Here is an 11610-nt window from a genome sequence, read left to right as displayed (position 1 = left end):
GACTTGGATCCATTTATGCAGGCGGCTATCGATGAGGCTCAAGCGGGTTTGCGCGAAGGCGGCATCCCGATCGGCTCTGTTTTGGTACATCAAGGCAAAATCATCGGTCGGGGCCACAATCGTCGGATTCAGAAAGGCAGCGCTGTTTTGCATGGTGAAATGGATGCGCTTGAGCATGCGGGGCGTTTGCCTGCGCAAGTCTATAAAGAGTCCGTTCTGTATACGACCCTCTCGCCGTGCAGCATGTGTTCGGGTGCGATCTTGTTGTACGGTATCCCCAGGGTTGTCATCGGCGAAAACAAGACATTCATGGGTGAAGAGGCTTTGCTTCGGGATCGGGGAGTGAAGCTAGACGTATTGCAAGATGAAACATGCATCGCGATGATGCAGGAATTTATTCGTGAAAAGCCGACGCTGTGGAATGAGGATATTGGGGAAGTGTAAATAAGACTTACGGTACAAACATCCACCCTGCCGCGCACGCCATCACGCCCGTTGCGATCCATCCCAGTACGCGCAAATACCTCGGGGCGACATATTTACCCATCACCGATTCTTTAGATACCAAAAGCAGGATCACAACCATCAGTGGGACGGCGACGATACCGTTGATGACGGCACTCCAGAACAGTGCTTTCATTGGACTTATCGGCGAAAACTGGATTACGAGCGCCAACATCACGCTGATTGCGATGACGCCATAGAATCCTTTGGCTTGCGTAAATTCGCGCTCAAGGCCCCACTCCCATCCCATCGTTTCGGCTAATGCATAGGCGGCCGATCCGGCTAGCACCGGCACGCCGATCAGTCCGACACCGAGAATGCCGATTGCGAACAGCATGAAGGCAAAATCGCCTGCGATGGGTCTAAGAGCGTTAGCGGCGTCAGCTGCGGTTTGAATGTCCGTGACGCCGGCGCTGTGCAGGGTGACAGCGGTAGCCAAGATGATGAAGTAAGACGTGATGTTTGAATAAAACATCCCACTCCAGGTGTCCCAGGAAATGCGACGAAGCTCTTCGGTGGCGACCATGCCGTCATGGATTAACGCGGTCGCATCTGTATTTTGCATATCTTCAACTTCTTCAGAGGCTTGCCAGAAAAACAGATAAGGACTGATGGTGGTGCCAAATAACCCGACCACCACAGCCGCGGCGCTGGCGTCGAAGGTTAGATTGGGCCAAAGTGTTCGAGCGAACACTTCACCCCATGGCACTTGCACAGTGAAAAGCACGGCTGCATACGCAAGCAATGAAAGCGTCAACCACTTCAGAAAGAAAACATAGCGGTGATAAGGGATGAATATCTGCATCAGGACTGAACCGCATACAAATACGGTTGTCATCGCATAACGATTGATGCCGGTGACAAGTTCTGCAACTTCGCCCATCGCGGCGACATCTGCGGCGATGTTCAAAGTATTTGCCACAAGCAATAACAATACGACACCGAATAAAACCGCCGGGTGGAAACTTTGCTTGATGTTGGCGGCAAGACCTTGGCCCGTGACGCGTCCGATGCGTGCGCAGATGGATTGAATTGCCGACATCAGCGGATAAGCCAGAGGCATGGTCCACAACATGTTCAGACCAAATTGTGCACCGGCTTGAGAATACGTGACGATGCCGCTTGGATCGTCATCAGCGACACCCGTGATCAATCCAGGCCCCACGCGCGAGATAGGGTGTTGTTTGATACGGCTGACCGTACGGGACCAGAGTGTCGAGATGTTGCGCATAGGCCTTGGTGTCTGACAGCGATCTGCGCCAAGTGTAGCTGTTATTTTGTGACTCGAAGATATCCGGCAAGAAGGGTTGCTGCCTGCAGATTGCCAGAAGGCGGTACGGGTGTGTATCGGCCAAGCTGCAAAAGATGTTGCATCTGTCGCCCGAAATCACCACGTTGTAGCGTTTCAGTAGAGATTTCTGAGCAATGCGCGACCGATTTGAGCCATCCGGTCAGCGCCTCGGTCTCGGGCCAGTTTAGGCGCTCGACATACAGGACGGGCATGCCTGCGGCGGCGGCCTCGGCGAACATGCCGTAGCCTGGCTTGGTGATGATGAGATCGACGGATGCGACCAGGTCGGAGTAGCTCAGCCCTGTTTGGGTTTCTGCGAAGAGAGATGGTGATTGCCCGAGGTGTCGCGCCGGGTCTCGTGCACACTGCTCTGCAATTTGATTGGCAACGATGTAATGAATGGTTTTACCTGATAGGTGAGTGGGCCAGTTTTTCGGGTTCAGCTCGAACGGCATGCCGCCCATGCCGACTAAAACCAGCCAACTTTCATCATTTTGTTGAATTTGATTGTTGATTCGCGATGCTAGCGTTACTCGTTGATTCATTCCGGGATCGCATATCGGACCAATTTCAATAGTATTGCCAAGTGTTGTCATGGGCATACTTGGAGCAGGCAGCAAAAAATGATCTGCCTTGCGGTATATCGAGCGAATTGCATCGACGATGCGTAGACCTGATTCGATAGTGAAATCCTGGTTGGTTTGGATGCCGTTGTCATCGGGTTGAAACTGGGTCAGTGCGAACTCAAGAATATCCGCCCAGTTTAGGCAGCACAGTGCAACCGAGGGGATACCGGCCTTTTGCGCCGCAGCCAGTGTCAGGTAGGGGATGTCGGATAAAACGAGATCGACTTGCTGATTCATTAGATCCTGTGCCAGGCGATTGATATTGTCCGGCATTGATGCATGAAATGTTTCATAAGCTTTCAGGCTGGCGCTCAGGTCGATCGTCAGCGCATCTCGCATGATCATGCCGAAATCGTCGGCGACCGGTTGCAGGACATCCGGATTGAAGATTCGTTTTTTGATCTGCGACTCAGGAAATGCGGCACGGACTGTCAGTCGCAGGTCCGGAATCAGTTTGCGTAATTGATTAACCACTGGGGCTGCTTGCGATAAATGACCAAAACCATGCGATGAAACGGCTAACAGCAGGTGCGGTGGTTTTTTGCGTGGATAGAGTCGTACACCGAAAGTCATAAGCTTTTGATAAATATAGTCAATTTGGCAATCGAAAAAACAAATTAATTCGCATCATTTCTTAAGTTTCGTGATCAACCGCTGTATATTTCAGCACCGATTCATCCGTAAATTGTATGAGCAGTCTATTCGCTTTACTTGCCCAGCGATCATGGGTAGCTTTGTCAGGGCTGTTAACGACAGTCATGGTGATGCTTTGCTTGACGCCTCAACTGCAGGGGTGGTACTACGCGTTTATGGGTATGGTCATGTTGTACTCGCTCTTCGATCTCGGGTTGGCGCAGGTGCTGGTATCGGTTTCATCATCGTTGAATCATTCGGATGATGAGCAACAATCGTTCAGAGGACTACCTGCGAATGATCAGTTCAAGTCGTTGCTGTATCAGGCCGCGCGTAAATATGGGTGGTTGGCTGCTACCTTTTTTCTGATCATGATTCCGGCTGGTGTTTTGTTCTTTTGGTCGGGAAACAAGGTCGATCCGATAGCACGCGATCAGTGGTTATGGCAGTGGATCGCTCTGGTTTTGGTGACCAGCGTGGTGATGATGTTGACGCCTTTTCTTTCAATGCTGGAAGGCGCGGGCAACATTGCCGAGGTTGCCGTACTTAAACTGACACAAGGTGTATTGGGATCCGTTGCCTGCTGGATTTTGCTTTGGCAGGGCGCGGGGTTATGGGCTGTGATCATGGTTCCTTTGGTGAGTGCCATTGTGACGGGGCTTTGGTTGCGTGTCAGATTTGCCGTTTTAATTAGTGTAGTGCGAGACGTCACCAAAGAAGTTGCCAGACACGCAACCAAAAGCTCGCTCAGCTGGGCAAAAGAAGTCTGGCCGTTGCAGTGGCGTTTTGGTGTGGGTTGGTTCACCAGCTACATGTTGACGCAGATTTATACGCCGATTTTGTTTTATTTAAGCGGTTCGGTCGTGGCGGGGCAGATGGGGATTTCGTTTGCGATTGCCAATATGGTGGCGGTGTTGTCCAATTCATGGACGAGCAGGCATGTCGGCAAGATGGCTCAGGCGGTTAGCGAGAAGAATTGGCTCGCGTTGAATCGTTTGTTTAAAAATGATTTGCTTTGGTCTTGCGCATTCTTTATTACTTGTGCATTGGTGCTTTCTCTTGCCCACCACATACTTTGGCCAACACGTTTCGGTCAGCGTTTATTGCCGTTTTGGCCCTTTGTCGGACTGCTGGCGATATCTTTTGTGAATCATTTGACAGGCACTTTCGGCGCACAGCTCAGGGCGTTTCAGAAAGAGCCATTGATGCGCATCATGTTGATGGGCGCCACGGTTATCGTGCCTCTCGCGGTATGGGCGGCAGACCGCTACGCTGCACCCGGCGTGATTGGCGTGATTTTATTTGTGCAGCTGATTTATGTGCTGCCCGCTACGGTGTGGACTTGGGCGACGTTCAAAGATGAGTTTTGTGCGGAGCAATAAATTTAACCATATTGCCTACCGAGCCATTTACGGTATTCGCCGCTGGTGACTCCCTTAACCCACTCGGGGTTATCCAGATACCATTGAACGGTTTTTTGAATGCCGGATTCGAAGGTCTCTTGTGGTTTCCAGCCAAGTTCTTTTTCGATTTTGCGTGCATCAATGGCGTAGCGGCGATCATGGCCGGGGCGATCTTTCACAAAAGTGATTTGTTCTGCGTATTTGCGTCCATCGGTTCGGGGACGTAAAACATCCAGTCGGCTGCAGATTGTTTTGACCACATCGATGTTGGCCATTTCGTTCCAGCCACCGATGTTGTAGGTCTCGCCCACGCGACCTGCTTCGAGTACGCGCATGATGGCGCGGCAATGGTCTTGGACAAACAGCCAGTCGCGAACCTGTTGCCCATCCCCATAAATAGGCAAGGGTTTGCCATCTAATGCATTGAGTATGACCAGCGGGATCAGCTTTTCGGGGAAGTGGTAGGGGCCGTAGTTATTGCTGCAATTGGTCGTCAGAACCGGTAACCCGTATGTGTGGTGCCACGCACGTACCAAGTGATCTGATGAGGCTTTGCTTGCCGCATAAGGGCTATTGGGCTCGTAAGGATTTGTTTCCGCAAAGGGCGGATCATTGGGTGCTAGCGTGCCATAGACTTCATCCGTAGATACATGCAGAAAGCGGAAGTTTGATTTGGTCAGGCTATCGCCTTCAGCAGGAAGTTCATTCCAATAAGCTCGCACGGCTTCGAGAAGGTTAAAGGTACCAACCACATTGGTTTGAATGAATTCACCCGGGCCAAGGATCGAGCGATCCACATGCGATTCAGCCGCAAAGTTCAATACGGAGCGTGGTTTGTATTTGGCTAGCAGGCCGGATACAAGATCTTTGTCGCCAATATCGCCTTGAACGAAGATGTGGCGGGGGTCGCCGGAAAGGGATGACAAATTCTCCAGGTTACCGGCATAAGTCAGCTTGTCCAGATTGACGACAGGTTCATCTTGACTTGCCAGCCAAGTGTGGATGAAGTTACTGCCGATAAAACCTGCGCATCCTGTGACGAGAATCATGTTGCGTATCCGGTGATTATTAATGTATTCAACAGCTATAGAGATAATTCGATGTGGCTATCTAGCATGAGCCTTGAGTATATGGCTCTATTAAGTGTCTCAATTGTAGGATATCCAGGTAGATCATCGGATTTCGGGAATTTGTTAACCTTTCTCTTATGAATGCAACCATACAGTCACTAGAGCAGTTAAAAGAACAGATCCGATCCGGCCAGTTGGCGCAGGCGACCCGTCTGCAAATGTCTTGTGGCCTGACTGAATTTCCCTCAGAGCTCTTTGAGCTAGCTGACACGCTGGAGATTCTGGATTTGTCGGGTAACGCACTTACAGAGCTGCCCGATCGACTGCCAGAATTACACAAATTAAGAGTCCTGTTTTGCGCGTTTAATCAATTCACCGAGCTGCCCACGGTATTGGGAAAATGCAAATCATTGAGCATGGTGGGATTTAGAAATAATCCAATCACGCATGTGCCTGGCCAGTCATTACCCCCTTTATTGCGCTGGTTGATTTTGACCGGTAATCAGATTGAATCTTTGCCGGCAGAGTTGGGCCAGCGGCCTCGTTTGCAAAAGCTGATGATTGCAGGCAACAGGTTGAAAGCCTTGCCTGACTTAAGCGCATCGACGAATCTTGAATTGATTCGTATTGCTGCCAATAGGTTTGAGGTATTCCCTTTTGAATTATTAAACCTGCCACGGCTGTCATGGATAAGTTATTCGGGTAACCCGTTTTGCGCACAGGATGAGCAAATTGCTTTGCAGGAAACGCCTGTCAAACACATCCCTTGGTCTTTGTTGAGTCTGCAGCAAAAACTTGGCGAGGGTGCTTCCGGCGTGATTTATCGCGCACAAATGCAATTGTCGAAAGATGCTCAGGGCATAGACAAGTCTATACCGGTGGCCGTCAAACTTTTTAAAGGCGAAATCACGAGTGATGGCTTGCCCGTGAGCGAAATGGCAGCCTGCATGAAAGCAGGCGTGCATCCAAATCTGATCGAAGTATTAGGCAAAATTGACGGGCATCCCGAAAATGCCAACGGTCTGGTGATGTCTTTGGTTGATCCAAGTTATCGTAATTTGGCGGGGCCGCCCAGTTTTGAAACATGCACCCGGGATGTGTATGCCGCTGATATTCAATTTAGTCCGTCTGAAGTCAAGCATATCGCTTCGGGTATGGCGAGAGTCGCTAAGCAGTTGCACGCAAACGGGATTATGCATGGCGATTTATATGCGCACAATATTTTGCTTGGTCAGTATGGCCATGCGTTATTAGGGGATTTTGGTGCGGCATGCTTTAAGCCGACGGATAAAAAGCAACGACTTGTGTTAGAAAAAATTGAAGTGCGCGCGTTTGGTTGTTTGTTGGAGGAGCTGCTGCAAAGAATGAAGTGCGCGGACATGACGCATGAAACTGATTTGTCCCTCTTGCGGGATGCCTGTTTGGATATCAATCTTGAACGACGTCCTACTTTTGAGGACATCGTTCAAGAATTATTCCGCCTTAATCTTTCCTCGATGAATGACTTCCGACCATAGATTAGTTTCGTTTTGAACTATTTGGGCAAAGGCCTCGGGCGTTGTCGCGATTGGACGAACGCCTGAGCCCACAAAAATCTCTTTGACTTTTTCTGAGTCAATCGCTTTCGCAATTGCTTTTTGCATACGATTAACAATCTCGGCAGGAGTGCCTGCCGGGGCCATCAGACCAAACCAGTACATCATGTCGTAGTTTGGAAAACCCGCTTCTGCAAAGGTCGGGATGTCGGGGAAAACATCTAGACGTTTTGCACCTGTAACGGCCAAAGCGCGTAAACGACTGTCTTTGATGTAGCCTGCAGTTGATCCGATACTGCTAATGGCCAAGTCAACTCGACCCGCCGATACATCGAATATTGCCGCAGCAACCCCTTTGAATGGTACATGCGTCATTTCCAGTTTGTATTTCAACAAAAAGGCTTCCATCGCCAAATGCGCTGAAGATCCCGTTCCGCCAGATCCAAACGTCAATTGACCCGGCTCCTTGCGAGCAAGTTCGACAACTTCACTCAGGGTGCTGGCCGCCAGGGTTGGGCGAGCAACCAGGACCGCCGGTGCGTCGGCTATCAGTGATACTTGAGTAAAATCTTTCAGTGAATAAGAAGGTCGATCGTGCAGTATTGCAGTGACGGCAAAAGAGTTGTCTGTCACTAAAAACGTATATCCGTCTGGAGCCGCCTTGGCAACGACATCGGTTCCTAAGAAACTACCTGCGCCGGCCCTAGCTTCAACAAGTACTGGCTGCCCTAGCAGGGCAGTTAGCTCGGCTCCGACACTACGAGCGGCTGTGTGGGTAAAGGAGCCGAGTGCGAAGGGAACGATCAGCCGGATTGGTTTGGATGGCCAGGCATCATGAGTGAGTGCGTGAACAATGTTCGACGTCATTGCTAGCATGCTGAGGGCAACAAGTATTCTCCCCCAATGAAAAAACCTCATCTCATGGGCTCCGGTCATGATTTTTATTGAGCATCAGAGAGGATAGTTTGTAATTTTTGATTGCTGTAATAAGAACTCTCTTATTATGAGAAACTATAATTAATTTAGTATTAATTTTTTAATATTCGGATGGCTATATTTTGATCCTAGGCTAATAACGGCCTAAATTTGCCACTTTTCACGATAAGGCTATGATGGTTGCGATGATGGTCGACTTTTGTAATGACCGCGAGTAGGGTAGCCGCAAAAAATGAGTAGTCTTGAAAAAATGCTGGGCTTGCTGGATGTCTTTACGACGGAACAGCCGATTTGGTCTTCTGAGGATTTGATACAAAATCTTGGGGCGCCCGCATCAACGTGCTACCGATACCTAAAGGTATTACATAGTGCGGGTTATCTTGCGAGGGTTGCGAATGGCTCCTACGTGTTGGGGCCTCGGATCATGGAACTTGACCGGGTTTCGCGCGAAAGTGACCCGGTTTATATCGCTGGTTCTCCGATTGGCCAACGCATGACTCACGATACCGGCCACAGTTCTTTGCTATGTATTCTGTTTAGTGACACGATCATGTGCGTGCAACAAGCGCGCGGTCGGGATGTGCCGGATGGCTTATTTAATCGCGGTCAGCGACGCCCGCTTGTCGCGGGTGCGTCGGCCAAGGCGATCCTTGCACATTTGCCCATGCATCAATTGCGCATTTTGTACGCCAAACATGCTGAGTCGATTGCATCTGTCGGTTTGGGAGGAGACTGGGATGCTTTCAAGGCTTCTTTGAAGCAAATCAGACAGTCGGGCTATTCGATGTCAGTGGCCGATTACAACGTGGGCATTATTTCCATTGCCTCCCCATTGTTCAATGCTGAAGGCGAGGTCTTGGGTAGCCTTGCGCTGGTCGCTTCCAACAAATTAATCAGTGCGGATCGATTTAAGGATTTTGCCCCTGTAGTGGTCGAAAACGCACGGGAAGTCAGTCAGAGAATTGCAATGAATCAATCTGTAGTAGCACTTCCGGCCAGGGCCATCGGTTAAGAAAGTGGTGGGTTGACCCCTTGAGGCAAGGGGATTTGCGAAGTGTTCAACACCATAGCGATCAAACTGTAATAGCCAACCAGTGAGATGATGTCGAGCACACCATCCCGTCCGAAGTGTCTGATGGCTTGTTCGTATGTGCTGTCTGTAGGTTGCCCTTTAGCAATGATCTCTTTGCAAAAACGATAAAGCGTAGTTTGCTCATCATTCATTTCGGACGGCACCACACCGATTTGCAATGATTTGATGATCGAGTCCGACAAGTCGGTCGTATCGCGTGCAATTCGCTCATGTGCGAACCATTCATATTGACAGTTCATGTGTCGCGCCACGATCAGGATAACCATTTCGATATTGGTTGGCGAAATTGCGGCACCATAGCGAAGATGTCCACCCAGTGCTTGCAGCTTGTCGGCCAGTTCAGGATGATGAATCAAGGCAAGATAGGGCCCACGCAACCCTCCGCGTGGACCGCCCGCAATGGTATCGGCAACTTCCTTCTGGCGTGGTGTCATCTGCTCGGGAGGGATGACGGGAAAGCGGAGGGGAGTTGGGGGATTCTTAGGTGGGTTCAAGTTAAGCTCCTTCGTCACTTACCCGCGTTACTTGCCCGTAAACACCGGTGCGCGCTTTTCTATAAAAGCGCGTTGCGCTTCTTTGGCATCCTCTGTTTTGGCGATCGCGGCAGTCATGTCCTGCTCGTAGCGATAGCCGTCACGCAGGCTCATGTCTTCGATGGCGTTCAGTGTCTGTTTGGCCAGACGAATCGATAACGGGCTTTTGCTAGCGATATTGGTTGCCAGTGCGATTGCGGCTGGCAGCAATTCTTCGGGTGTTGTCACTTGAGTCACTACGCCAAGCCGATACAGCTCATCGGCACCGATTCGCACACCTGTAAACATCATCTGGCGAATTGTCGAGTGCGGAAACAAGCGTCCTGCATGACTGCCGCCACCCAGCAGTCCTACATCGATTTCGGGCAACGCCAATGAGCCTTTGTCCGATGTGATGATGATGTCCGCAGATGCTGCGATCGCAAGACCCGCGCCCAGGGCAGGCCCGTTGATGGCGACGATGACAGGCTTGGCGCATTCGCGGATTGCATGAAAACATTCTCGTGTGCGACGAGAGTGTGCTGGCAAATCGCCCGGGCCCTTAATGACAGATGAACGACCTTTAAGATCCGCGCCTGCGCAGAACACTTTGCCTTCACCGGTCAGCACGACTGCGCGCACTTCATCGATTTCGGAAATGTAGTCGAGAGTGGCAGTGAGTTCGTCGCTGAGTGTCTTGGATAGCGCGTTGACCGGAGCGTTATTCATGCTCAAAACGGCAACGTGTCCGATGAGTTCGTATTTAAGTTGTGTCAGATTGTCCATGCTGCAGGTTTCTCTAGAAAATTGAATTGTGATCTGTTTGTTTTTGTTGTTTGTAGTGGTGATTTGATTGCGATGCTATGCGTTTTCCCTAATAAGACTTGACGTCTGATCAAGGTTCGCATTGAATACTCACACACATAGAATATCCAAAAAATCACAATCGGGTGGAACGGGAGACAAAACATGGCTAAAAAGCCTACCTGGTCATTGCTGCGCGCATGGCAGCATATGACAACATCAAACTGCGCTTTGAACACAATCGTGCTTGGCGCGGCGGTCATTGCATCCGCAACGTTTGCGACCTTTGCTTCTAATGCTTCGGCACAAAGCTATCCGGACAAGCCTGTACAAGTCATCGTGCCATATGGTCCGGGCGGCTTGACTGACAACATTGCGCGTTATTTTTCCGCCAAGCTTAAAGATGTCTGGTCGCAGCCTGTTGTGGTTGAGAACAAGCCGGGTGCCAGTGCAACGCTTGGGGCGGGGATTGTCGCCAAGGCTGCGCCGGATGGTTACACCATGCTGGTGGGCAGTGTAGGCATGGCGACCAATCCGTTTTTATTCAAGGAATTGCCCTACAAGCCGACCGACTTGAGTCCTTTGATGCTGGTGGCCTTGGCTCCCAACGTTCTTTATGTGAACAATAGTTTGCCGGTCAAGACCGTGAAAGAATTGGTCGAATATGCAAAGAAGAATCCAGGCAAGGTGACGTTTGCTTCAACGGGGTTTGGATCAAGTCCTCATTTGGCGGCTGAATTGTTTGCGACGAGTGCAGGCATCAAGTTGTTGCATGTGCCATACAAGGGCACGAGTGCTGCGATGACTGACTTTCTGGGTGGTCAGGTCAATATCTTTTTTGACACCATGCAGTCGATTCATTACGCGAAAGAAGGCAAATTGCGCGCGTTGGGTGTGACGTCCGAAAAGCGTTTGGCGGATGCTCCCGATTTGCCGACGATTGAGGAATCTGGCGTGGCGCCAGGCGTGATTTCGAGCAGCTGGTTTGGCTATTTTGTTCCATCTAGCACCCCTGCAGAGCGACGCAAACAAATTGCCGATGCTTTGATGAAACTTTCGTCCGAAAAAGAAGTGCAGGACAAGCTTAAATCGTTTGGTTTGATTCCTGCGGGCTTGGGACCCGATGAATACAAAAAGTTCATGGACGCAGAGGCTGCGCGTTGGGGTGCCGTCATCAAAGCTCAGAATATCAAGGTGGAATAG

11 protein-coding genes are annotated in these 11610 nt (G+C 50.4%); 5 read left to right on the top strand and 6 right to left on the bottom strand.

Translation table 11 applies throughout. From position 1 onward, the window contains the following. Nucleotides 1-3: 3 nt before the first annotated feature. Nucleotides 4-444, top strand: coding sequence for a nucleoside deaminase (locus G3I67_RS09430; RefSeq protein ID WP_163654616.1), 441 nt, complete (start codon nt 4-6; stop codon nt 442-444). A gap of 7 nt (nt 445-451) precedes the next feature. Here the strand turns inward: G3I67_RS09430 and G3I67_RS09425 are convergent, their stop codons facing one another. Beyond that, nucleotides 452-1735, bottom strand: coding sequence for an NRAMP family divalent metal transporter (locus G3I67_RS09425; protein ID WP_163654614.1), 1284 nt, complete (start codon nt 1733-1735; stop codon nt 452-454). 41 nt (nt 1736-1776) lie between these two features. Beyond that, on the bottom strand, nt 1777-2994 hold the full coding sequence (locus G3I67_RS09420) for a glycosyltransferase family 1 protein (RefSeq protein WP_163654612.1): 1218 nt from the start codon (nt 2992-2994) through the stop codon (nt 1777-1779). Between the two features lie 116 nt (nt 2995-3110). On the opposite strand from G3I67_RS09420, the gene G3I67_RS09415 reads away from it, so the two are divergent. Continuing rightward, a complete protein-coding gene (locus G3I67_RS09415) occupies nt 3111-4436 on the top strand; it encodes a lipopolysaccharide biosynthesis protein (RefSeq protein WP_163654610.1) in 1326 nt (441 codons plus the stop codon). A gap of 2 nt (nt 4437-4438) precedes the next feature. Here the strand turns inward: G3I67_RS09415 and rfbB are convergent, their stop codons facing one another. Beyond that, on the bottom strand, nt 4439-5506 hold the full coding sequence (rfbB, locus tag G3I67_RS09410) for a dTDP-glucose 4,6-dehydratase (RefSeq protein ID WP_163654608.1): 1068 nt from the start codon (nt 5504-5506) through the stop codon (nt 4439-4441). Nucleotides 5507-5664: 158 nt separating this feature from the next. Between rfbB and G3I67_RS09405 the strand changes: the two genes are divergently transcribed. After that, on the top strand, nt 5665-7044 hold the full coding sequence (locus G3I67_RS09405) for a leucine-rich repeat-containing protein kinase family protein (RefSeq protein WP_163654606.1): 1380 nt from the start codon (nt 5665-5667) through the stop codon (nt 7042-7044). On the opposite strand, the gene G3I67_RS09400 is transcribed toward G3I67_RS09405, so the two are convergent. Then, nucleotides 7000-7929, bottom strand: a complete 930-nt coding sequence (locus G3I67_RS09400) for a tripartite tricarboxylate transporter substrate binding protein (protein ID WP_163654604.1) — start codon at nt 7927-7929, stop codon at nt 7000-7002. The two genes, G3I67_RS09405 and G3I67_RS09400, sit on opposite strands and share 45 nt — an antisense overlap. A 301-nt stretch (nt 7930-8230) precedes the next feature. Here G3I67_RS09400 and G3I67_RS09395 point away from each other — a divergent pair, with 301 nt between their 5' ends. Beyond that, entirely contained in the window at nt 8231-9010 is a 780-nt protein-coding gene (locus tag G3I67_RS09395; RefSeq protein ID WP_163654602.1) for an IclR family transcriptional regulator, read from the top strand. Here the strand turns inward: G3I67_RS09395 and G3I67_RS09390 are convergent. Next, nucleotides 9007-9585 (bottom strand): carboxymuconolactone decarboxylase family protein, encoded by a 579-nt coding sequence (locus G3I67_RS09390; RefSeq protein ID WP_163654600.1) that lies wholly within the window; start codon nt 9583-9585, stop codon nt 9007-9009. The two genes, G3I67_RS09395 and G3I67_RS09390, sit on opposite strands and share 4 nt — an antisense overlap. A 27-nt stretch (nt 9586-9612) precedes the next feature. Then, on the bottom strand, nt 9613-10389 hold the full coding sequence (locus tag G3I67_RS09385) for an enoyl-CoA hydratase/isomerase family protein (RefSeq protein WP_163654598.1): 777 nt from the start codon (nt 10387-10389) through the stop codon (nt 9613-9615). A gap of 183 nt (nt 10390-10572) precedes the next feature. Here G3I67_RS09385 and G3I67_RS09380 point away from each other — a divergent pair, with 183 nt between their 5' ends. Continuing rightward, nucleotides 10573-11610 carry a Bug family tripartite tricarboxylate transporter substrate binding protein gene (locus G3I67_RS09380; protein ID WP_163654595.1) on the top strand — a complete coding sequence of 346 codons (1038 nt, stop codon included), beginning with the start codon at nt 10573-10575 and terminating at the stop codon, nt 11608-11610.

Source organism: Sheuella amnicola (assembly GCF_010499255.1).
In the GTDB taxonomy this organism is placed as follows: Bacteria; Pseudomonadota; Gammaproteobacteria; order Burkholderiales; family Burkholderiaceae_B; genus Zwartia; species Zwartia amnicola.
This window is presented reverse-complemented; position numbering and strand designations above follow the sequence as displayed.